Here is a 22,187-nt window from a genome sequence, read left to right as displayed (position 1 = left end):
TGTATTAGGCACGCCGCCAGCGTTCGTCCTGAGCCAGGATCAAACTCTCCATAATAGAAAGATGACTTGCTCATTTGAAGCTAGCGAGATTTTGCAATCTCAATTGTAGTCGATTACTCGACTGTGCTTACTCACTCGTTGTTCAGTTTTCAAAGATCAATCACTCTTGTCCAACCCGCTCTCTTTCGAAAGCCGGAAGACCAATATACCACACTGAGTTTTTATTTGCAACTCTTTTTTTTGAGTTGTTTTTTGTTTGTTTCTTGTGTTTCTCGTGTTGTCCTCAGCGGCAACTTTTATAAGATACCACAGACCATATACACTTTGCAAGTCCTAATTTCAAAAAAATTAGAGGCACCGAATGGCGCCTCTAAACCAACCAATTACTCGCCTTGACGTTCACGCATCAACGGGAATAATAAGACATCACGGATGGACGGTGCATTCGTCAATAGCATAACCAAACGGTCAATACCTATACCTAAACCACCTGTTGGCGGCATACCGTACTCAAGAGCACGAATGAAGTCTTCATCCATTTCATGCGCCTCATCGTTGCCCAAGTCTTTCTCACGCAACTGGGCCTCAAAGCGCTCTCTTTGGTCAATTGGATCATTAAGCTCTGTAAAAGCATTCGCATGCTCACGCGCCACGATAAACAGCTCGAAGCGATCCGTGAAGCGCGGATCCTCAGGGTTCTTTTTGGCAAGCGGAGAAATCTCTAATGGATGTCCATAGATAAACGTAGGCTGAATCAATGTCTCTTCAACAAACGTCTCGAAGAACTGGTTCACAATGTGACCAAACGTCATATGCGGCTCCACAGAAACTTTGTGCTCTTTGGCCAAGCCATGAGCTTGCTCATTCGTCATATGAACGCTAAAGTCTACACCAGTGACTTCTTTGATCGCGTCAACCATGGATACACGTCTCCAACCCACAGCTAAATCAACCTCATGATCGCCATAAGGAATCGTCGTCTGACCAAGCACCTCTTGCGCGATATGAGCAACAAGCTCTTCTGTCAGCTTCATGATATCTTTGTAGTCGGCATATGCCTCATACAACTCGATCATCGTAAACTCAGGGTTGTGACGCGTAGAAATACCCTCATTACGGTATACACGACCGATTTCGTACACTTTCTCTAGTCCGCCTACGATTAGACGTTTCAAGTGAAGCTCGATCGCAATACGCATATGCAGTTGCATATCTAGTGCGTTGTGATGCGTGTTAAAAGGACGTGCAGAAGCACCACCTGCGATTGAATGCAAAGTTGGTGTCTCTACTTCCAAGTAGCCCAAAGAATCTAAATAACGGCGCATGGATTGAATGATTTTGGAACGAAGAATAAACGTCTTCTGAACATCTTGATTCATAATCAGATCCACATAACGTTGACGGTAGCGAAGCTCAACATCACTAAGGCCATGGAATTTATCTGGCAATGGCAGCAAAGATTTGGTCAACACCTCAAGCGATTTCACTTTAATGGAGGTTTCGCCTGTTTTCGTTTTGAAAACAACACCTTCAACCCCTACCATGTCACCTAGATCAAGAATATCAAAAGCTTTATATATGTTGGCATCCAGCGCATCTTCACGCACGTAGATTTGAATTTTTCCTGTGATGTCTTGCAAATGTGCAAAGCTAGCTTTTCCCATACTTCTTTTCTGCATAATACGCCCAGCAATACGTACTACTACGTTCGCTTCGTCTAGTTCTTCTTTGCTCATCTCTTGATAAGCTGTAAGAATATCACCCGCTGAATGCGTTCTTACATATTTGCCGCCAAAAGGATCGACACCAAGTCCGCGGAGCTCGTCCAATTTGTTGCGCCTGATAACGAGCAATTCATTTAATTCTAGTTCCTGACTCATGCTTTCATCTCCTACTAATTTAGTTTAGGGCTGTGAACGGAAAAAAGCTTCCTGAGGGAAGCTTTCCAAAAGGCTTGCGGCTGCACGCTACTTTTTAATATCAACAATTTGATACTGAATGACGCCAGCAGGAACGACAACATCAACGTTGGTGCCCTTTTGCTTGCCAAGAATAGCTTTACCCACAGGGCTTTCATTGGAAATCTTATTCTGCAATGGATCGGATTCAGCCGAACCAACAATGTTGTATTCTACCAAGTCACCGTATTCCAAGTCTTTCAGCGTAACAATCGACCCAACACTAACCGTGTTAATATCGACATCATCGTTATTAATAATCCGCGCATTGCGCAGCATTTTTTCTAAAGTAATGATTCTTCCTTCAATAAAAGCTTGCTCGTTCTTCGCATCTTCGTACTCGGAATTCTCACTAATATCGCCATAACCGATGGCAACCTTAATTCTTTCCGCGACTTCCCGGCGTTTCACGGACTTCAGATGCTCAAGCTCATCCTCTAATTTCCGTAGCCCTACTGGTGTAAGAATGACCTCTTTTTCAGCCATTGCCAACTGATCTCCCGTCATGTGAAAGATTTTCATATCGTTGAATCGATGCTTCCTGCTAGGAGTTGGGTCTTTATAGAGCTGATTCAAGTAGTATGAATTCACGTTTCATAATAAGTTGCTTACTCGTTAGTCTTTCAATATATGCAGGAACACATTAATATTGACTGATTATATTGCAACGGTTTCAAAATGTCAATGTCAACCATTGTTGCATTTTTTTAATGCAGCACAGCTGATTCTTCCGCAGTCCCAGCGGCTGAACTTACAGCAAGATGCTCAACGTAAGCGTCCAATGTACGAACCATTTCATCCCGCTTCTCTGTCTCCATAATGATGTCTTTCACACGCGCTGCTCCTGTCATGCCTTTGAGGTACCAAGCCATGTGTTTGCGCATTTCCTTAACGGCCACATGCTCACCTTTGAGGGCAATTAAGCGGTCCATGTGCAAGATAGCGATACGGATTTTCTCTGCGGCTGTCGGTTCCGGTGGAAGTTCTCCATTCGCAAGATATTGTACAGTACGATACAACATCCACGGGTTGCCTAACGCTCCGCGTCCGATCATTACTCCGTCTACACCCGTTTGGTCCAGCATGCGCTTTGCATCCTCCGGTGTGACTACATCCCCGTTACCGATAACGGGAATCGAGAGAGCTTGCTTCACCTCGCGAATGATATCCCAATCCGCTTTACCGGTATAGAGCTGCTCACGAGTACGACCGTGCACACTAACCGCACTGCCACCGCCTCTTTCGACAGCTTTCGCATTTTCGACCGCATAAATATGTTCGGAGTCCCAACCAATACGCATCTTTACAGTTACAGGTTTACTCACTGCTGCAACTACCGTTGCGATCATGGCCTCAATTTTATCTGGCTGAAGCAACCATCTTGCACCCGCATCACATTTCGTGATTTTGGGAACGGGGCACCCCATGTTGATATCAATAATATCAGCATTCGTATGTTGATCAACGATTCTAGCGGCCTGAACCAACGTATCTGTATCGCCTCCAAAAATTTGAAGACTTAACGGCTTCTCACGATCGTCGACGTAGAGCATCTCCATAGAACGTGTATTACCGTGGACGATCGCTTTATCACTAACCATTTCGGCACAGACTAGGCCCGTACCAAACTCTTTGGCAATTAGGCGAAACGCAGGATTACACACGCCAGCCATCGGGGCTAGAACGACTCTATTGGGAGCTTCGACATTTCCTATTTTCAGCATTTCAGATTACACTCCTCTCATTTCGCAATGACTGCGACTAATTCTTCGGGTTCTATATTTAAAACTTGTGAGATATTTTGAATCATTTTGTTATCCGGCTTGCGAGTTCCTCGTTCAATCGCCCCTAAGATGGCAATGGAGACACCTAACAAATCCGCTAATTCACTCTGGGTATACCCTTTTAACTTACGAAAAGCGCGTATGCGCTGTGCTATTGAGCTTTTTTCCATAGAATAACGCCTTCCTTTCCTTCCAGTTTCTCCAAATGTGCAGAGATGGATTCAAATTGGGCGGCCTGCCGCGCGTAAAGAACCTCAGAGAGAGGAACTAATACAAAAGCCCGCTCATGCATCCGCGGATGCGGAATGATCAAGTCGGGGGTCGTTAACTGATGGTCACCATATAGGAGCAGATCCAAATCAATCGTTCGAGGTCCCCAACGCAAGTCACGCGTCCGACCCAGACGGTTTTCGATGGCTAGCAAGGTAACTAATAACGCTTCAGGCGATAAGTCCGTATGAATTTGAACAACCATATTTAGAAATGCAGATTGATCCACATAGCCTACAGGCTCGGTTTCATAGATGGAGGATTGCCCCGTCACAGTGATTCCCGATTCTTCATTCAGCGCTGTAATCGCACCCTGCAAATAATGTTCCCGATTATCAATATTGGAGCCTAATGCGACGTAAGCAATGATCGTGCGTTCTCGTTCTTCGGCTGTCATTCCAATGCCCGCTTTCGATTGATCTCTATGGTAACACCGTCAAAAATGACGGCAAAGGGCGGATGCGGCTTAATAACGCGAACCGTCACTTCATTGATACTAGTATAAGTATGCAGGAGCTCGGATGCAATATTTTCTGCTAATGCCTCAATTAATTTGTACGTACGCCCTTCAACGACCTCTTTGATCAGGAAAAAGGCTTCGCCATAATGCACCGTTTCTGTTAAGTCATCGTTCTTTCCAGCTTTATCTAAAGGGAGCATCAGCTCTACATCGACGTAGAAGCGCTGCCCCAGCGTATTTTCTTCAGGGAACACACCGTGATTACCAAAAAACTGCATGCGGGATAGGATGATTTTATCCATATTAGAAGCCTCCAGTGAAACATTTTAACCTACTCTGTTACAGGTTGCTGCGGACAATTGCATCGGTCATCACTGCCAGCCTTTTGATTGCTTGAACATCGTGAACTCTAACAATTCCACACCCTTGCGCAATACCAAGGACTACGGTTGATGCAGTTCCTTCAAGGCGCTCCTCAGGAGGTAATCCTAAGGTTAGGCCGATAACGCTTTTGCGCGATGTGCCCAATAGGACGGGATACCCCAAATCAGCGATCGCACGCAGGTTGTTCATCAGGTAGAGATTCTGCGCGTACGATTTGGCGAAGCCAATGCCAGGATCGAGAATAATATGTTCTGGCTTAACACCAGCCTGCAGAGCCTGATTCGTGCAGCGGAGAAGATCCGCTATCACCTCAGGGAGAAATTCGACATATTCTGAGTCTGTTCGATTATGGGTAATGATAAATGGACACGCCAATTGGGCTGCCACGGCTGCCATCTCCGCATCCGCTTGACCACCCCATACATCGTTGATAATATGCGCGCCTGCCTCTATAGCTTGCTTAGCTACTTCTGCTTTGTAGGTATCGATTGAGATTGGGACATTGATTTCTCTGCGAATCGCTTCGATCACTGGGATAACACGCTGCAACTCCTCATCTACAGTGACAGTTGCTGCTCCAGGTCGTGTGGACTCCCCTCCAATATCAATGATGTCCGCACCTTCCGCTACCATGTGATGAGCTCTACGTAGCGCATCCTCAATACGATTATAGCTGCCGCCATCCGAAAAGGAGTCTGGCGTTATGTTTAATATGCCCATAATGATCGTACGATCACCAATGGGCAGTTCGTGTCCTCTACAGGATAACACATTCATCTTAGGTTCACTTCCTATTCATTGCTGTTCATTGCGTTCATTGCTGTTCATTGCGTTCATTGCTGTTCATTCGTTCAGTACCTCTATTGACTGTAATGCTTCGTCAATTGGCGGGTGATTGTGCCTGGTGAGCCAGAACCTAATGTATAGGCTTGTCCACTCGGAGTGTACAAGGTGGTGACAGGGACTATTTCTTGAATCGAATTGACGAGAAACGCTTCGTCCGCTTCTATGAGATCTTCCCACCGATACAAACCATCTTGGATAGGCACTTGAAGCTGCTTGGCAAGGTCCATGACATAGGCTCTTGTAATGCCCGGCAAGATTCCCGTATCGAGAGAGGGGGTGTATAGGGTATCTTTTTTAACGAAAAACAGGTTACTGACGATCCCTTCAGCCACATAGCCATCCTCTGACAACATCAGGCCTTCCGCCCCTGTTGCCCATGCATATTGCCCAAGCTCCCTTTTGGCCAAAATGTTATTCATATAATGAAAGGACTTAAACCGATATAAGCCCTCTGGTGTATTTCGTGGCAGTTTCAGCAGCTGCAACGCCTTGCCTTGAAGGTACGTTTTTTCATCCCTTGGAGGTAAAGGCTTAATGTAGATAATTTCTGTCGGCTTCGTATAGTCACTGGATGGAAGACCTAATGCCTCTACACCTGCAGAGACAGAGTAACGAATATACGCATCCTCTAAATGATTCGCTTGCAGTAATTCTTCAATAAGGCGTGACAGGTTCTCAGCGGCAGGCTCGTAAACAATACCAAGCTCCTGACACCCATCTGTCAAACGACGAATGTGTTCAGCAAGCAGGAAAGGCTTACGGTTATACGTGCGAAAGGTCTCAAACAAGCCGATCCCGTAAAGAAAACCGTGATCATATACAGAGACCACGGCTTGTGTTTCTTCAACTAAAGTTCCATTAATGGAGATGATCATGCGTCAGACTCCTGTTTTGGCTGTGCGACGAAGAAAGTTGCGCAGCATTTGATGCCCGTGCTGGGTAATAATCGATTCCGGGTGGAATTGCACACCTTCTATCGGATACTCTTTATGGCGTAAGGCCATGATTTCGCCTTCAGCTGTTTGTGCGCTGATTTCCAAGCAATCAGGTAAGGTTTCTGTTTTGACAATCAAAGAATGATAACGTGTTGCGATGAAAGGAGACGGAAGTCCTTCAAATAAGGTTTTGCCATCATGGAAAATCTCCGAGGTTTTGCCATGCATCAAGCGCTCTGCGCGAATGACATCGCCACCGAAGGCTTGGCCTATGGACTGATGTCCCAGACAAACGCCGAAAATCGGGATGATCCCTTTAAAATGGTCGATCAGTGATAAGCTAATTCCAGCTTCATTCGGCGTGCACGGCCCTGGAGATATTAAGATATGGTCTGGCGCGAGCGCCTCGACGCCTGCCAAGTCAATTTCGTCATTCCGACGAACGATGACTTCCTCCCCGATCTCTCCTAAATACTGCACAAGGTTGTACGTAAACGAATCATAATTATCAATCACTAAAATCATTCTAAGCTCCCCTTTCGTCTCAGCCCGCTTGGGCCCTAAGCTCGGCTCATGCTCCGCTCGCTATATTCAATGGCTTTCCACATCGCTTTGGCTTTATTCAAGGATTCGATGTATTCTCGTTCCGGAATGGAATCGATGACGATCCCCGCTCCAGCCTGAATATGTCCCATCCCATCAACAGCTACTAGCGTGCGTATAATAATATTAAATTCCATATTGCCATTATAGTCAATCCATCCCATGGATCCTGTGTAGGGACCACGGCGTACTGGCTCTAGCTCTTCAATGATTTCCATGCAACGAATCTTTGGTGCACCCGTAATGGTACCGCCAGGGAAGGTCGCCGCAATGACATCGTAGGCGTCCTTACCCTCGGCCAATTCGCTGACGACTTCGGAGACGATGTGCATCACATGGGAATAGTATTCGATGACCATGAAGTCTTTCACATGGACAGAACCGTACCGTGAGATGCGTCCCATGTCGTTGCGTTCAAGGTCGACGAGCATGACGTGCTCGGCGCGCTCTTTGTCGTTGTGGATGAGCTCGCCAGCTAGGCGCAGATCATCCTGGTCGTCCTTGCCGCGCGGGCGCGTGCCAGCGATAGGACGCGTCCGCAGGACGCCGTCCTCGAGCTGCACGAGCAGCTCCGGCGAGCCAGAGACGAGGGCGAAGCCTGCGAAGCGCAACAAGCCCATGTAGGGCGAGGGATTGACGATGCGCAGCGCCTCGTAGATCTCCTCCGGCGTCGTGCGCAGCTGCCGGCTCTGCCTTACGGACAAGTTGACTTGGAACACGTCACCTTGGGAGATGTAGGCTTGGATGCGCTCCACCGCAGCCATGTACGCTGCTTTGTCGAAGGCAGGCTCGATGCCTGCGATGCTTTCGACGTCGATGTGCAGCTGCTCGCGCGCCATCGTAGGTTGGTCGGCACCGCTCAGCGGTGTGCCGGACCAGTTGCCTGCGCGGATCGCGTGCCAGCGGACGAGCATGGCTTCAGCGCGAGCGTGCGCCCCAGCGTAGAGCTCGTTGATGTCTACGCCTTGGGAGAACGGCATATGCACCGCGATGAATAGACTCTTCTCCGTGTGATCTAACGTCCACACCTGATCATACATAGCGAAGCTGTAATCAGGGATTGGCAGATCATCACGCGACTGCTCTGGCAGCTTCTCAATGGTGCGAATCACATCATAGCTCCAGTAGCCTACGCAGCCGCCGATAAATTTTGGCGATCCTTGGACTTTAGGGCTATTGAAGCCGGACATCCATTGCTTCACGATATCGAGTGGCTTGCCTTGAACTCGAGATACCGCAGAATTCTTGTGGGTTGTAATATCAGCTTCCAAGCCTGTCCCCCGTACAGTCGAAAAGGGATGTAGTCCAAAGTGCGTATATCTGCCGCCTTTTCCGCTTTCGAGCACGAAAGAATCCGGAGAAGCTTCTTTCCAAGCATCCTCCCAAGAGGCAATCCGATCATCTGCTAGTCCTAATTTAATTACATACGGCAGCATCGTGTAGACTGATGAGGACCATTCCTGCCATTGTTCCACTGAAGTTAAAATCATGCCTGTTCTCCTTAAAATCCGTTAATTCGTTGTCCATTAGTATACTCCAACCCTATACAGAAAAAAAGCCCCAGCTGCAATAGCTGAAGGCTTGATCTTGTTTAGCATTAATCTTATTGCTCTTCGAATTGGTACAAAGGCGTGGACAAGTAACGCTCACCGTTACTAGGGATTACCGCAACAACACGTTTGCCAGCGCCAAGTTCTTTAGCAACCTTCAATGCTGCGAAAATCGCTGCACCGGAGGAAATTCCGCCAAGGATTCCTTCTTCTTTGGCAACACGACGTGAAGTTTCGAACGCATCTTCGTTCTCAACCGCAATAATTTCATCGTACACATTCGTGTTCAAAATATCAGGAACAAATCCTGCGCCGATACCTTGGATTTTATGAGGACCTGGTTTACCGCCAGAAAGAACTGGGGATGCCGCAGGTTCAATTGCGTAAATTTTGATGTTCGGGAAGTTTTCTTTCAGAACGCCACCCGCACCTGTGATTGTACCACCAGTACCGATACCAGAGATGAAAGCATCCAGTTTACCATCATGAGCGTTGATCGCTTCCACGATTTCTGGCCCTGTTGTTTCACGGTGAACTTTCACGTTCGCTTGGTTCTTGAATTGTTGTGGAATGAAGTAGGATGGGTTCTCAGCTTGAAGCTCTTCCGCACGTTTGATTGCACCCTTCATGCCTTCTGCTCCAGGCGTTAGAACAAGCTGTGCACCATAAGCGCGAAGCAGGTTACGTCTTTCCAAAGACATTGTTTCTGGCATAACAAGGATCGCTTTATATCCTTTAGCCGCTGCCACTAATGCGATCCCGATTCCTGTGTTACCACTTGTCGGTTCTACAATTGTGTCACCTGGCTTCAATTTACCTTCTTGCTCCGCTACTTCGATCATGGAGATGGCAATACGGTCTTTAACACTGGCACCTGGGTTCTGGTACTCTAATTTCACATAAACCTCTGCACTGCCTTCTGGAACAACACGGTTCAAACGAACTAGTGGTGTATCCCCAATCAAATCCGTAATGCTCTGTACTAATCTTGCCATAATATTTCCCCTCCAGATTGAGTATTGAATGATTTCCGAGTTGTTTAGTCGGTATTAATTATACTAATCTTATCAATGCGCCCACAGGTTGTCAACCATATTTTCACATTCACCTATCGGAGCGTCGGATCCAGCACACTAACCTTCCATTTAACGCGCAACTGCACGACAAACTCCTTCAATGGAGGCGCTTCTTGCAGTGCTAGCTCCTTTCGCACACTCTCTCGAATAAACGCCATATCCGGGTTCTCCTGATCCCGCTTATTCTTAAGTAAAATGACGGCAAAGCCTTGTGAAACAGGTATGGGCTTACTCACTTCGCCAACCTTCATCAATTTCGCCGCTTCCAGAATAGAGCCCTCAACAAATGGATCGTCACCTTCAATCCAACCCAAATCACCACCGGTGTTATGGGTTGCATCATCGATGGATCGATCTCTGGCTAGTGTCACAAAGCTCACACCTTTGGCCAGTTCCGCAATGACTTTCGTTGCTTGCTCCTTCGTGGATACAATGATCTGCTGAATGTTGTATTCCGTTCCTTGTTCAAACTCATCCGCATGTGTCTTTATGTAGGTATCAACCTGAGTATCTGTAATGTGAATGGATGCCGTTGCTAGCTTCTCAAGTAACAACTTATTCGCTACATCCTCTTGGATTTCCTGCTCAGACAAGCCCAACTGACTTTGCATGGAGTCATAAAATTGCTGTTCACTTTCGTACCCTTGCTGCATCCTTTTCAGCTCACGGTTGATTTCCGCACTCGCTACCTTAGTCCCCGACTCATTTCCCTCTAGGCGAATTACTTCTCGATCCAACATTTGACTCAACTGCTCTGGCCCATAATGGCGCGCGAGCGCTGATTCGAGCTCACTCATAGTAATTTCCTGATTCCCAATTTTGGCGACAACTCGTGTATTCTTATTCTCACCCTGCTGTTCTGGCTCCGGTGATTGTCTTGGTTCTGATTGGTTGATGGCATGACTGATCAGCAAGGATGCGAGTACGAGAATACATATCGCCATCGCGATGATGACTCCCCACAATCGCTTTACATTGCGCATCCTATTTCCCTCTTTTACTTCCATATTGCTTCTAGCTGCTTGCATCCGTGTTCAGTAGCTAAATCAAGCAGTTTACCCACGCTTACACATCAATCATCCGTTGCAAATCTTCGCCTTCATACCGGTAAGCTTCATTACAGAAATGGCAGACGACCTCTGCAACTCCTTCTTCTTCCAGTATCTCTTGAAGTTCCTGCTTACCTAACGATATTAAGGTAGACTCCACTTTCTCCCGACTACATTTGCATTGGAACCTGACATCCATCTCATCAAGCATACGGAAAGAAGGGAGTACGGTTTGTAAAATTCCCTCTAAATTCAATCCGCCGCCTAACATGTTCGTGAAGCTTGGGATTTGGCCTAGCATGGCTTCAATCTCATCAATCTCACTATCCGTTAATCCTGGGAGCAGTTGAATCACAAATCCACCTGAAGCAAGAATCGAGTGATCCTTATTCACCAAGACCCCTAACGCGACTGCCGAAGGTGTTTGTTCTGACTTTGCAAAATAATACGTAAAATCTTCCGCTAATTCACCTGAAATTAAAGGAACGCTTCCTTTATAAGGCTCTTTCATTCCTAGATCTTTCGTTATGTATAAAAAACCGTCTGTCCCTACCGCAGCGGCAACATCTAATTTGCCATTCTCTTTGAGCGGCGGATCTACGAAAGGATTATCTACGTAACCACGCACTTCACCCTTCGCATTCGCATCTACAACGATTTGTCCGATCGGTCCATCCCCTTTGACCTGAACAATGAGATGTTCTTCACCTTTGAGCATAGCAGCTAAAAGAAGCGCAGCGGCCGCTGTTCTCCCTAACGCGGCTGTCGCTGTCGGTGTCGTTTGATGCCTGCGACTAAGCTCTTCTGTTAGGAGAGTCGTCTGAACAGCAAACGCACGTACACGCCCATCTAAAGCTGTTCCTCGAATTAAATAATCACTCATGTCAATTTCCTTCCTTATACTGCTTAGACATTTTTCTCGTAAATCATTTGTAACCCTTGTAGCGTAAGCAATGGGTTGACGACTTGAATCGTCCGCGACTCGCTAGAAATGAGTTCTGCTAATCCACCCGTCGCAATCACTGTTGGATTTACATTAAACTCCTGAATGACCCGTTCGACAATCCCGTCAACCTGGCCAACATATCCATAAATAATGCCCGCTTGCATTGCTGCTACGGTATTCCGACCAACCACACTTTTCGGCTTAACCAGCTCAATACGCGGCAACTTCGCTGCCTTCTGATACAGCGCTTCCGTGGAGATCCCAATGCCTGGCGCAATGGCGCATCCCACTAGCTGCCCTGATGAATCAATGTAATCGTAGGTTGTAGCTGTGCCGAAATCAACAATAATACATGGAGCTCCATATAGCTCCAGTGCCGCTACCGCATTCACGATGCGATCTGCGCCAACTTCCTTCGGATTGTCTACACGGACGTTCAATCCTGTTTTGATCCCTGGACCTACGATAAAAGGCGCCCTTTTCAAATAGTGTAAGCAGAGGTTTTCCATAGCATTCATCAACGGGGGCACGACAGATGAAATAATGACACCTTCTACTTGCGCAAAGGAAATGCCCGAATGTTGGAACAAGCTGTGCAGCTGCATGCCATATTCATCCACGGTAGCCGAACGATTCGTGCTTACACGCCAATGATGCAAGAGCGTACGTTCTTGGTAGAGGCCGAGCACAATATTCGTATTCCCGACATCGATAACGAGAATCATAATGCTGTCCCCTTCCGCTCATTCAGATCTAGTGAGATATCGAGCGCTGCTACCGAGTACGTCAGTCGTCCAACGGAAATCACGTCTACACCCGTTTCCGCCATCGCTTTAATCGTTTGCGGGGTGACCGAACCTGATCCCTCTACTACAATATGCGGAGCTTTGCTTTTAATTATCGAAACTGCTTCTTTCATTTGGACTGGAGCCATGTTATCCAGCATGATGATATCAGCTCCTGCTTGGAGCGCTTCATGCAGCTGTTCAAAGTTCTCCACTTCCACCTCGATCTTCATCGTGTGGGGAATGTTCTGACGTGCGGCTTGAACCGCCTGGGTAATGCCTCCTGAGCCTTTGATATGGTTATCCTTAATCATAACCGCATCATAGAGGCCAAAACGGTGGTTGTAGCCGCCACCAACGCGCACGGCATACTTCTCAAGCAATCTGTGTCCAGGCGTTGTTTTCCGTGTGTCTACAAGTCTGGTTGGCAATCCTTCCAGAGCCATCACAAATTCATGCGTCTTCGTGGCGATCCCCGACAATCGTTGCATCAAATTCAGACTCAATCGCTCGCCTAATAGGATGCTGCGTGTATTGCCTTCCACTTCAGCTAGTATGGTCCCTTTATGAACAGACGATCCTTCGGCCACTTTTGTTTCAAAACGAAGAGAAGCATCGACCACAGCAAAAACCTCCTGTGCGATGCGAAGTCCACAAACGATTCCGTCTTCTTTGACGTGGATAATCCCCTTGGATACTTGTTCCAAAGGGATTGTTGTTATAGTCGTGACATCGCCCGTGCCGATATCTTCTTCTAGCCATAGGCGAATTTGCTTCCGAACTAATTCCATATTTATTTCTAACATGCTAAATCCACTCCTCAATCCTATCTTCCCCGCGCTGGAAAACAATATGCTTCTTCCATACCAAGTCATCCCGTTCTGGGAAATCTTCTCGATAATGACCGCCGCGGCTTTCCTCACGGGTTAATGCTGCTGTCGTTGTTAAAAGGGCTACATTGAGCAAATTAGCAAACTCATACTCTTCACGCTTCGTCATTAAAGAATCAAAAATTGACAATTGTCTCGCCAACTCTTCATGCCCTTTTTGCAAGCCCTTAGCTGTGCGCTTGAGACCTGCATAGCGAAGCATAACTTTCTGAAGCTTCAACTTTTTCTCTACAACCGCCTGATTAGGAATCTCTGTCCGTGGGGCTTCCGATTCCGCACGGATCTGAATATTACCTTCCAGCGGAGGCAGTTCTTGAATCCGCTCAATAATTCTGCGACCGAACACAATTGCCTCGGATAAAGAGTTACTCGCTAAACGGTTAGCGCCATGTACGCCTGTCGACGAAACTTCACCACATGCAAAGAGGCGACGAACTTGAGTCTCTCCGTGTAAATCGGTTTTCACGCCACCCATCATGTAATGTGCAGCCGGTGCAACAGGGATCCAATCGGTGCTCATATCGAGCCCGTAATTCAAACAATATTCATAGATCGTTGGGAACCGATGTTTAATCAGTTCTTCCGATTCGTGTGTAATATCAATATAAACGAAGGTAGATTTACAGCTCTCCATTTCGTCAACGATCGCACGAGCAACAACGTCTCTAGGCGCTAGCTCTAGTTGTGGGTGATAGCGCTCCATGAAGCGTTCGCCCTTGATGTTGCGCAAATAAGCGCCTTCGCCACGCACCGCTTCAGAAATCAGAAACCGTGGTGCGCCCGGGTAGCATAATGCTGTGGGGTGGAATTGGATGAATTCCACATCTTGAATCTGAGCACCCGCGCGATGCGCGATCGCAATCCCGTCGCCCGTAGCGATGTCGGGATTCGTTGTGTAGCGGAACAGCTGTCCCGCGCCACCGGAGCAGAGAATTGTGGCGTTACCACGCACAAATACGCGCTGTCCGTTAGGTTTCTGAACGAGCGCTCCGTAACATTCGCCGTCTTGGGTAATCAGGTCGATCACGAAGTGGTCGTCCCAAATTTCAATATTCGGATCCTGTTTGGTACGTTCCGATAGCGCTCTAACAATTTCCGCACCTGTCGCATCTCCATTAGAGTGCAAAATACGTCGTTGGCTGTGTGCCCCTTCTTTGGTTAAAGCAAACTCACCGTTCTCTAGATCGAACTGCGTTCCCATGCGAATCAAATCCTGAACGCCTTCTGGTCCTTCATGGACAAGTACATCAACAGCTTCCGACGAACAAAGACCTGCTCCTGCAATCACTGTATCTTGACGATGATATTCGGGTGAATCTTCATCCGAGATCACTGCGGCAATTCCGCCCTGCGCATAACGCGTATTGCTATCCAAGAGAGATTTCTTCGTAATCATGAGGACCTTTTTATTCTCGCTCGCACGAAGCGCTGTGAATAGCCCTGCAATGCCTGCACCAATAACAATTACATCCGTATGTATATGAGGAATCGAATCTAAATCAACATCTACAAGATATCTAGGAATCATGACGTTTCACCTGTTCTTCACCCTTAATACCTCGTAAAGCAACGTCAGTTCGTCCATAACTCGCTCATTGGATCGATACTAGCCTTGCTTCACGAGGGCACCTATTCACAAGATGAAATAAACGGCCACCCCACCCACTTAGGACGGATGCTTTGCGTTTATCCAAACATATAACCGATGTACTATGTCAAACGTTGATCTCTACTAACTTAAGAGAGCAGCGCATGCTACTTAACTTGTAACATGCGCTCCAAGGACAATCTTGCTTTATCTGCTACATCTTCTGGTACATAAATCTCTGGTTGCATCGTCTCTAGACATTTCACAATTTTCTTCAAATTGTTCACTTTCATATTCGGACACACCAGATATTTGGTTGCAAAATGGAACTTCTTATCAGGACTATCCAGGCGTAGTTGGTAACCAGTCCCATCTTCTGTTCCTACTATAAACTCTTGGCAGTCAGACTCTTTGCAATATTTAATAATAGCCGTTGTACTACCTACAAAGTCCCCTAGTTTTACAACTTCTGGCCGACACTCTGGGTGAACAACAAACTGTGCATTCGGGTATTGCGCTCTCATTTCTTCCACATCTTTAACGGTTAACATATCATGCGTATTGCAGTAACCTTCCCAGATGATCACTTTTTTGCTTGTGAATTTTGATACATAGTCACCCAAATTTTTATCCGGTACCCAGATGATTTCATCTGAATCGACGGAATTGATGACATTGATCGCATTCGCAGAGGTACAACAAATATCTGTTTCAGACTTCACATCGGCCGACGTATTGATATAGGCCACGACCTTAGCATTCGGGTGCTGACGTTTAAGGGCGCGTAGACCTTCTACATTCACCATATCTGCCATCGGACAGCCAGCCCGTTCGTCTGGAATAATCACGGTTTTATTCGGTGCAAGAATCTTTGCACTTTCCCCCATGAAATGAACACCACAGAATACGATGACATCCGCATCAGTTTGTGCGGCCTTCTGAGCAAGCAAAAAGGAGTCCCCTCTAAAATCCGCTACCTCTTGAACTTCGTCACGCTGATAATAATGAGCAAGAATAATGGCATTCCGTTCTTTCTTCAATTGCAGCAGTCGTTCTTTGAGCTCACGGTTTTGTTCCGCTTTGCGCTCTAATGCTAAGGCTTCCATGGTGCTTCCTCCCCTATCTGGGACGTAAAATGATCTCGTCGTCTATCTAAAAGTAGTATGATCTAAATGCAATAAAATTAGAGATTTACAACTAATTTACACATTCTCACATCGCCTGTCAATGCGCAAATACAGTGAAAAAACTCGGAATTCCGCGCACACTTGATGTGTACAACGGATTTCCGAGTTCGCATTGCAACTTACTCTTCTGTTTGATCCGGTTTGATCTCTTTAACTTCTTTATCTTTATCAAACTCCAGCTTATTGCTCTCGCTAGCTTGACTTTGACCTTGAATAGTAACTTTCACATCTTCCTCATCGGAGCTGGCGCTAAGCTTACCTTTTTCCAAAAGTTCGATGATTTCGTCTTTATCCAACGTTTCTTTCTCAAGCAATGTTTTGGCTACAAGGTGAATCTGATCCGCATGCTCTGTAAGAATCGTGCGTGCACGTTCGTAGCACGTACGAATAAAGCTTTGCATCTCTTGATCGATCTCGTAAGCAATGGCATCACTATAGTTCTGTTCATGTCCGATGTCGCGGCCCAAGAATACTTGACCTTGTGAGCTACCGAACTGCATCGGTCCAAGCTTATCACTCATACCGTATTCCATGATCATGCGGCGAACGATTCCTGTTGCCTTCTGGAAGTCACTGTATGCCCCTGTGCCAATTTCTCCGATAAATAATTCTTCGGAAACACGACCACCCAAGAGTCCAGTTACTTTATCCAACAACTCGTTCTTCGTTTGCATCATGCGATCTTCGCCTTCTTTAGGCAACATCATCACATAACCGCCAGCGCGTCCACGAGGCACGATTGTCACTTTATGAACCATGTCCGCATTCTCTGCATGATAACCGATAATCGCGTGTCCTGCTTCATGATAAGCTACGATACGTTTCTCAGTCTCAGAAATAATACGGCTTTTCTTCTGTGTACCCACGATAATACGGTCAAATGCTTCTTCAACTTCTGCCATCGAAATATCTTTACGATTACGACGAGCAGCGATCAAAGCCGCTTCATTTAATAAGTTCTCAAGATCAGCGCCCGTAAAACCAGTTGTATAACGTGAAAGTGAATCTAGCTTCACATCTTTCGCAAGCGGCTTGTTACGTGCGTGAACTTTCAATACAGCTTCACGGCCTTTGATATCCGGACGATCTACCGTAATTTGACGGTCGAAACGACCTGGACGCAATAAGGCAGGGTCTAGAATATCAGGTCGGTTAGTTGCTGCAACGATGATAATACCTTCGTTCGCACCGAAACCGTCCATTTCAACAAGCAATTGGTTGAGCGTTTGCTCACGCTCGTCATGTCCGCCACCTAAGCCTGCGCCACGTTGACGACCAACCGCATCGATCTCATCAATAAAGATAATACAAGGTGAATTCTTCTTCGCGTTCTCGAACAAGTCACGAACACGGGATGCACCGACACCGACGAACATCTCAACGAAGTCAGAACCAGAAATACTGAAGAACGGTACGCCTGCTTCACCAGCAACTGCACGAGCTAGCAACGTTTTACCTGTTCCTGGAGGACCGTTCAATAGAACACCCTTAGGAATTCTAGCGCCAACTGCTGCGAATTTGCGAGGATCCTTTAGGAACTCAACAACCTCGATCAATTCTTGCTTCTCTTCATCCGCTCCTGCCACATCTTCAAATGTGACACGTTTCTTCTCCTCGTTGTATAGGCGCGCACGGCTCTTGCCGAAGTTCATCACTTTACCGCCGCCGCCTTGCGCTTGATTCAATAAGAAGAAGAACAAAATGAAGATAATGACGAATGGAATAATGGACGTAAGAAAGCTAATCCAAACGCTATCACGTTCCATCGGCCCGTACTCTTCCGAAGGTACGCCGTTCGCTTCAATCATTTGTACAACTAACGGCTCGTAAGGAGCATGTGTTTCGAAGCTCTTCTTATCCGCGCCATTAGGCGGGTTAATATACTTACCCTTAATCGAATAGGTATACCCATCAAACTTTAATACTACGGACTCTACATTTTTGTTTACTACTGCTTGTCGGAATTTATCGTAGGTGATTAACTCCTTCTGTTCATTTTGAGTACTGATGAAATGAACAATCCCTACAGTAACCAAAAATATAAGCAAATAAAAGCCGGTATTCCGGATAATTCGATTCATAACGAGCCTCCTCTCAAACGGCACACAATTATTATTTTACCATATCCCGGTAAAGCGCTACAACATTACTGTCCTACTGCGCGTGCGGAACATGACACTAGCTCGAATAGATCTCTGGTTTCAATATGCCGATAAATGGAAGGTTACGATACTTCTCTGCATAATCCAGACCATATCCGACAACGAATTCATCTGGTAGCACATAACCTGCATAATCAGGCTCAAGCTCTACCGTTCTTCGTGCCGGTTTATTAAACAGCGCAACAACTGAAATCGTCTTCGCATTGCGACGTTCTAGCACATCTATCAGATAACTAAGCGTTAAGCCGCTATCGATAATATCTTCCACGATCAGAATATGACGTCCTTCAACCGGTACATCAAGATCTTTGATAATCTTAACAACACCCGAAGATTTCGTGGATTGACCGTAGCTGGATACCGCCATAAAATCAATTTCCAAAGGCACTCTAATTTGTTTTACAAGGTCCGCCATGAAAATAAAAGCGCCCTTCAGTACACAAATAACCAATGGATTCTTACCTTCGTAATCAGTGGAAAGCAATTCCCCTAATTCTTTAATCTTGCCTTGAATTTGTTCTTCACTGTAAAGTACTTCTTGAATGTCGCTGTACAAGGATGAACCCCCTAGATTATATTATGAATCCTTATAAATTTACATTCTAGAAGAACGAAATTTACGTATGTTTCTGCAGCACTAGCTTCATATGAAGCACACGTTGTGTGTCTGGTCCGACCATAGCGTGTTTGGACCTACGAAATCCAGCAATCCAGAGAATCCTTCCGGATGCGTCGACCAGTAGTGGGATGACCTCACGCCTCGTTGGCGGCATTTTGGCATCAATGAACATATCCTTTACTTTTTTGGACCCGTTTAAACCAAGTGGTTCCAATCGGTCGCCCGATCGGCGGCTTCTAATACAAAGCGGCAATTCAACTTGGTCCAAATCCAAAAAAACGTCGCCGTTATGATCTGGGATTGCTTTCTCGTACGAGCTTAAAGGCATCCAGGAGTAGATCAGCTTGGCGTTCATGCCTGGCAGGTTGACTTCATTCGATGCTAACCGAATCTCATAAGCGTAAGGCTTCGGATCGGGCGCAAAGGTCTGAAATTGAATAGATCCATATTCTCTCACAATATAAACCTGTTCATCCACCTGTAGGACTTGATTCGACATCTGATCTTTCACAATTAACTCGCGAACACGCTCAATTCGTGTAAATACCAGCCGTTCCCTTTCCAAACAAAGACAGTTTAATATTAATTTAATCAAACGCCTTTGTAAAGCAACGTGAAGCTCGGCGAAATCACTCCTATTTAAGCGGCAGATGTTCGACTGAAAAGTCACGATTCGGCGAAAAACGTTATCCGTTTCCCCATCCAAATAATCATTCTCAGCTTGCATCACTTCCGTCAATCGATTGAGTGACTCTGGAAGCTGTTCATTATACTGTTTCAGCATCGGCATAAGATCTAGCCGAATCCGATTGCGGAAATACTTCCGCAGCTCATTGCTGCTGTCCTTACAATAGGTAATTTCATGCTGAGCGCAATAATTCACAATATCTGATTTGTATATACGTAAAAAAGGACGAATCAGTTCCACTTTTTTTTCGCGTCTGCGTTCTGGCATTCCGACAAGCCCCGAAGGGCCTGTTCCTCTAAGGATTCGCATCAGCATCGTTTCCGCTTGATCATCAGCATGATGCGCTAAAGCGATCCGCTGTGCACTGTATTTATCAGCCACCTGGTGAAGAAATTCATACCTTTTCTCACGTGCTGCCGCTTGCCCATTTAGAGAAGCTTCCTCTATATAGGCAGGAACATCAATATCCCCAATTTCACAGGGAAGCTCCAACCCTGCTGCAAGCTCCGCGACGAAATCTGCCTCTGCATCCGATTCAGCGCCTCGAAATTGATGGTTCACATGAGCTACAACGAGCGTCCACTGATACGTCTGAGAAAGCTGAAACAGGACATGTAATAAAGCCACAGAATCAGGCCCCCCTGAAACCGCAACAATAATTACATCTCCTGTATCGACGAGCTTTTGCTCTATTATTCGTTGTTCTACACTGGCAACTAGACCCGTTTCCATGCCACTTTCCTTTCTGCCAATCCCTTACCCCAAACTACCAATACATATATATCGTTGCTCCAAAAATAAAAATAGAGGCAGCAAAGCATATTTTGAGCCATGGCATTTTCAACGTAGCCTGCGCGGCTTTCTTGCCCGTTATTAGCTTTTTCCAATAACTAATCGCTTCTTCCGACGTGCTGAACTCACCGTGCAGGGCTTTATTCAAAAAGGGAGCCAGTTGTGCTGCTATTGGATTTTCGCGCATAATCGCAGTTAACTGATCTAATTCTCGATTCTGTGGCAACATTTTAATAAACCCTGAGAAGCGCTTGCGATGATCTAGTGTCTTTAATAATAAAATAGCGAATGAAAATAGATCGTAGCTTTCCTCCGCAACCCGCTCCCCCATATTCCAAAACCCGCGATCGTAGACTTCCGTTAGTTGTTTAATCGCTCGTCCCTTAGAGGATACGCCCCCAAAATCAATAAGATCCACGTCGCCATACTTAGACACAATCATATTCTCAACCTTCAGGTCCCCGAATACATATCCGCTTCTATGGATTTCTGTGAGCTTTTGCAAGAGATTCGTACCTATGACATAAATCCAATCTTGGCCACGCTTATTTATAAAATCAGAAAGGCTTGCACCTTCAATATAGCGCATGACATAAAAGGAAATTCCTTTTCCCTGAATAATCATATCGTCTGAATCGATCAAAAAATTCTTAAATGAATTCTCTTTCAATGAAATAGCCAGCAAGGAATTGATCTCTGACTGATGGTCAACAGTTTCATATCCTGCTTTAAGCGCAAATCTAGCGTTTCCCCTGCGTACAAGAGCAACAATACCATTTGAACCTGCACCTAATAAACGCTCGACCACATACACATGGCCATTCCACTTCCCTTTAATCTCAGACCCAGGGCGAAAGGCCTCATCATACCACGTAGTCACTCAGCATCCCTTCCTCGGTCGTCTTTGGTGAGAAAGGCTTTTCTGTCACGAACTGCAACGTTTGCAGCAACGCTGGACCGGTTGGCGTCGTACCCTTCATGTTTATTTTATAGAACATCTTATCAACATTTGCAAGTTGATTCGTCCAACCATGATCCATTTCTAATTCTTGATCACTTGATTTGGCCGATGGGAAATGGAAAACAGCCAACTCACTCACACCGCTACGAGCTCTTAGACTCAGCAGAAGATCATGTATAGCTTCACGTACCGCGGCAAGCTTCGGCTTCATACTTGCACTAGCATCTATTAAAAGAGCGACACGCAGCGACGTGGTTTCACTCATATTATCAATCACTTGGACTACTTCGGCACGTTTCTCCGGTGGTAATTGTTCAATTTGAGAAATGCCCAGAATGCTTTGCAGTTCTTTGCCCACAGCATGCTGGATAGTGGCATTGACGGTTTTACGAGTCATCATTTGCACCGTATGTGAAAGCTGTTCGGAATTAACGATGCGACTCATGCCACCACCCGCTGCTGCAATCTCTCGAATTTCTTCTGATCCTAGCACCCCTAGCTCTCCATGATCAATCACACCAATAACATTCACAGTAACACCTTCTGCATGCGCTTGAGCCGCTGCGATAACCGGACTTACACCAACATTGGAACAACCATCTGTGATTAATAGGATTTGTTTCATCATGAACCTCTGCCTCCCTGGCGGAAAAA

The 22,187-nt window shown here is 46.1% G+C and carries 22 protein-coding genes; all 22 read right to left on the bottom strand.

Annotated features, from left to right (window positions below):
- Nucleotides 1–383: 383 nt before the first annotated feature.
- Complete coding sequence (lysS, locus tag AC58QM_RS33535) at nucleotides 384–1,880, bottom strand: lysine--tRNA ligase (protein WP_497289068.1); 1,497 nt, start codon at nucleotides 1,878–1,880, stop codon at nucleotides 384–386.
- Nucleotides 1,881–1,967: 87 nt separating this feature from the next.
- On the bottom strand, nucleotides 1,968–2,444 hold the full coding sequence (greA, locus tag AC58QM_RS33530) for a transcription elongation factor GreA (RefSeq protein ID WP_310502557.1): 477 nt from the start codon (nucleotides 2,442–2,444) through the stop codon (nucleotides 1,968–1,970).
- 221 nt (nucleotides 2,445–2,665) lie between these two features.
- Nucleotides 2,666–3,682, bottom strand: a complete 1,017-nt coding sequence (dusB, locus tag AC58QM_RS33525) for a tRNA dihydrouridine synthase DusB (protein WP_497289067.1) — start codon at nucleotides 3,680–3,682, stop codon at nucleotides 2,666–2,668.
- A 17-nt stretch (nucleotides 3,683–3,699) separates the two neighbouring features.
- Nucleotides 3,700–3,912: a helix-turn-helix domain-containing protein gene (locus AC58QM_RS33520; protein WP_310502511.1), complete on the bottom strand. Its 213-nt coding sequence runs from the start codon at nucleotides 3,910–3,912 to the stop codon at nucleotides 3,700–3,702.
- A complete protein-coding gene (gene folK / locus AC58QM_RS33515; RefSeq protein WP_497289066.1) occupies nucleotides 3,894–4,409 on the bottom strand; it encodes a 2-amino-4-hydroxy-6-hydroxymethyldihydropteridine diphosphokinase in 516 nt (171 codons plus the stop codon). The genes AC58QM_RS33520 and folK overlap by 19 nt, the downstream gene beginning before the upstream one ends.
- Complete coding sequence (gene folB / locus AC58QM_RS33510; protein WP_497289065.1) at nucleotides 4,406–4,774, bottom strand: dihydroneopterin aldolase; 369 nt, start codon at nucleotides 4,772–4,774, stop codon at nucleotides 4,406–4,408. Before folB ends, folK begins: the two co-directional genes overlap by 4 nt.
- A gap of 37 nt (nucleotides 4,775–4,811) precedes the next feature.
- The gene (gene folP, locus AC58QM_RS33505) at nucleotides 4,812–5,633 is read right to left on the bottom strand and encodes a dihydropteroate synthase (RefSeq protein ID WP_497289064.1); all 822 of its coding nucleotides are present in this window, start codon (nucleotides 5,631–5,633) and stop codon (nucleotides 4,812–4,814) included.
- 83 nt (nucleotides 5,634–5,716) lie between these two features.
- On the bottom strand, nucleotides 5,717–6,577 hold the full coding sequence (gene pabC, locus AC58QM_RS33500) for an aminodeoxychorismate lyase (RefSeq protein WP_497289063.1): 861 nt from the start codon (nucleotides 6,575–6,577) through the stop codon (nucleotides 5,717–5,719).
- 3 nt (nucleotides 6,578–6,580) lie between these two features.
- Nucleotides 6,581–7,162, bottom strand: coding sequence for an aminodeoxychorismate/anthranilate synthase component II (gene pabA, locus AC58QM_RS33495; protein ID WP_236292806.1), 582 nt, complete (start codon nucleotides 7,160–7,162; stop codon nucleotides 6,581–6,583).
- Nucleotides 7,163–7,197: 35 nt separating this feature from the next.
- A complete protein-coding gene (locus AC58QM_RS33490) occupies nucleotides 7,198–8,730 on the bottom strand; it encodes an anthranilate synthase component I family protein (RefSeq protein ID WP_497289062.1) in 1,533 nt (510 codons plus the stop codon).
- A 113-nt stretch (nucleotides 8,731–8,843) separates the two neighbouring features.
- Nucleotides 8,844–9,785, bottom strand: a complete 942-nt coding sequence (gene cysK / locus AC58QM_RS33485; RefSeq protein ID WP_173120980.1) for a cysteine synthase A — start codon at nucleotides 9,783–9,785, stop codon at nucleotides 8,844–8,846.
- Between the two features lie 113 nt (nucleotides 9,786–9,898).
- Complete coding sequence (locus AC58QM_RS33480) at nucleotides 9,899–10,849, bottom strand: peptidylprolyl isomerase (RefSeq protein ID WP_497289061.1); 951 nt, start codon at nucleotides 10,847–10,849, stop codon at nucleotides 9,899–9,901.
- A gap of 82 nt (nucleotides 10,850–10,931) precedes the next feature.
- Entirely contained in the window at nucleotides 10,932–11,798 is an 867-nt protein-coding gene (gene hslO, locus AC58QM_RS33475; RefSeq protein WP_497289060.1) for an Hsp33 family molecular chaperone HslO, read from the bottom strand.
- Between the two features lie 23 nt (nucleotides 11,799–11,821).
- Nucleotides 11,822–12,586: a type III pantothenate kinase gene (locus AC58QM_RS33470; protein WP_171629506.1), complete on the bottom strand. Its 765-nt coding sequence runs from the start codon at nucleotides 12,584–12,586 to the stop codon at nucleotides 11,822–11,824.
- Nucleotides 12,583–13,452 carry a carboxylating nicotinate-nucleotide diphosphorylase gene (gene nadC / locus AC58QM_RS33465; RefSeq protein ID WP_310502519.1) on the bottom strand — a complete coding sequence of 290 codons (870 nt, stop codon included), beginning with the start codon at nucleotides 13,450–13,452 and terminating at the stop codon, nucleotides 12,583–12,585. Before nadC ends, AC58QM_RS33470 begins: the two co-directional genes overlap by 4 nt.
- Nucleotide 13,453: 1 nt before the next feature.
- Nucleotides 13,454–15,064 (bottom strand): L-aspartate oxidase, encoded by a 1,611-nt coding sequence (nadB, locus tag AC58QM_RS33460; protein WP_310502520.1) that lies wholly within the window; start codon nucleotides 15,062–15,064, stop codon nucleotides 13,454–13,456.
- A gap of 227 nt (nucleotides 15,065–15,291) precedes the next feature.
- Entirely contained in the window at nucleotides 15,292–16,230 is a 939-nt protein-coding gene (nadA, locus tag AC58QM_RS33455; protein ID WP_497289059.1) for a quinolinate synthase NadA, read from the bottom strand.
- 200 nt (nucleotides 16,231–16,430) lie between these two features.
- The gene (gene ftsH, locus AC58QM_RS33450; RefSeq protein WP_310502522.1) at nucleotides 16,431–18,392 is read right to left on the bottom strand and encodes an ATP-dependent zinc metalloprotease FtsH; all 1,962 of its coding nucleotides are present in this window, start codon (nucleotides 18,390–18,392) and stop codon (nucleotides 16,431–16,433) included.
- Between the two features lie 97 nt (nucleotides 18,393–18,489).
- Complete coding sequence (gene hpt / locus AC58QM_RS33445) at nucleotides 18,490–19,029, bottom strand: hypoxanthine phosphoribosyltransferase (protein ID WP_056617930.1); 540 nt, start codon at nucleotides 19,027–19,029, stop codon at nucleotides 18,490–18,492.
- Nucleotides 19,030–19,090: 61 nt separating this feature from the next.
- A complete protein-coding gene (gene tilS, locus AC58QM_RS33440) occupies nucleotides 19,091–20,512 on the bottom strand; it encodes a tRNA lysidine(34) synthetase TilS (protein WP_497289058.1) in 1,422 nt (473 codons plus the stop codon).
- 34 nt (nucleotides 20,513–20,546) lie between these two features.
- Nucleotides 20,547–21,452 (bottom strand): protein kinase domain-containing protein, encoded by a 906-nt coding sequence (locus AC58QM_RS33435; RefSeq protein ID WP_497289057.1) that lies wholly within the window; start codon nucleotides 21,450–21,452, stop codon nucleotides 20,547–20,549.
- Nucleotides 21,436–22,158, bottom strand: coding sequence for a vWA domain-containing protein (locus tag AC58QM_RS33430; protein WP_497289072.1), 723 nt, complete (start codon nucleotides 22,156–22,158; stop codon nucleotides 21,436–21,438). Before AC58QM_RS33430 ends, AC58QM_RS33435 begins: the two co-directional genes overlap by 17 nt.
- Between the last annotated feature and the right edge of the window lie 29 nt (nucleotides 22,159–22,187).

Source organism: Paenibacillus sp. J22P165 (assembly GCF_059692015.1).
The sequence above is the reverse complement of the archived record's forward strand: the minus strand, read 5'-3'. Positions and strand labels throughout refer to the sequence as shown.

What these genes read in the sequence shown, in the direction of transcription:
- lysS (WP_497289068.1), bottom strand. Translation starts at nt 1,880, where the DNA reads ATGAGTCAGGAACTAGAATTAAATGAATTGCTCGTTATCAGGCGCAAC.
- greA (WP_310502557.1), bottom strand. Translation starts at nt 2,444, where the DNA reads ATGGCTGAAAAAGAGGTCATTCTTACACCAGTAGGGCTACGGAAATTA.
- dusB (WP_497289067.1), bottom strand. Translation starts at nt 3,682, where the DNA reads ATGCTGAAAATAGGAAATGTCGAAGCTCCCAATAGAGTCGTTCTAGCC.
- AC58QM_RS33520 (WP_310502511.1), bottom strand. Translation starts at nt 3,912, where the DNA reads ATGGAAAAAAGCTCAATAGCACAGCGCATACGCGCTTTTCGTAAGTTA.
- folK (WP_497289066.1), bottom strand. Translation starts at nt 4,409, where the DNA reads ATGACAGCCGAAGAACGAGAACGCACGATCATTGCTTACGTCGCATTA.
- folB (WP_497289065.1), bottom strand. Translation starts at nt 4,774, where the DNA reads ATGGATAAAATCATCCTATCCCGCATGCAGTTTTTTGGTAATCACGGT.
- folP (WP_497289064.1), bottom strand. Translation starts at nt 5,633, where the DNA reads ATGAATGTGTTATCCTGTAGAGGACACGAACTGCCCATTGGTGATCGT.
- pabC (WP_497289063.1), bottom strand. Translation starts at nt 6,577, where the DNA reads ATGATCATCTCCATTAATGGAACTTTAGTTGAAGAAACACAAGCCGTG.
- pabA (WP_236292806.1), bottom strand. Translation starts at nt 7,162, where the DNA reads ATGATTTTAGTGATTGATAATTATGATTCGTTTACGTACAACCTTGTG.
- AC58QM_RS33490 (WP_497289062.1), bottom strand. Translation starts at nt 8,730, where the DNA reads ATGATTTTAACTTCAGTGGAACAATGGCAGGAATGGTCCTCATCAGTC.
- cysK (WP_173120980.1), bottom strand. Translation starts at nt 9,785, where the DNA reads ATGGCAAGATTAGTACAGAGCATTACGGATTTGATTGGGGATACACCA.
- AC58QM_RS33480 (WP_497289061.1), bottom strand. Translation starts at nt 10,849, where the DNA reads ATGCGCAATGTAAAGCGATTGTGGGGAGTCATCATCGCGATGGCGATA.
- hslO (WP_497289060.1), bottom strand. Translation starts at nt 11,798, where the DNA reads ATGAGTGATTATTTAATTCGAGGAACAGCTTTAGATGGGCGTGTACGT.
- AC58QM_RS33470 (WP_171629506.1), bottom strand. Translation starts at nt 12,586, where the DNA reads ATGATTCTCGTTATCGATGTCGGGAATACGAATATTGTGCTCGGCCTC.
- nadC (WP_310502519.1), bottom strand. Translation starts at nt 13,452, where the DNA reads ATGTTAGAAATAAATATGGAATTAGTTCGGAAGCAAATTCGCCTATGG.
- nadB (WP_310502520.1), bottom strand. Translation starts at nt 15,064, where the DNA reads ATGATTCCTAGATATCTTGTAGATGTTGATTTAGATTCGATTCCTCAT.
- nadA (WP_497289059.1), bottom strand. Translation starts at nt 16,230, where the DNA reads ATGGAAGCCTTAGCATTAGAGCGCAAAGCGGAACAAAACCGTGAGCTC.
- ftsH (WP_310502522.1), bottom strand. Translation starts at nt 18,392, where the DNA reads ATGAATCGAATTATCCGGAATACCGGCTTTTATTTGCTTATATTTTTG.
- tilS (WP_497289058.1), bottom strand. Translation starts at nt 20,512, where the DNA reads ATGGAAACGGGTCTAGTTGCCAGTGTAGAACAACGAATAATAGAGCAA.
- AC58QM_RS33430 (WP_497289072.1), bottom strand. Translation starts at nt 22,158, where the DNA reads ATGAAACAAATCCTATTAATCACAGATGGTTGTTCCAATGTTGGTGTA.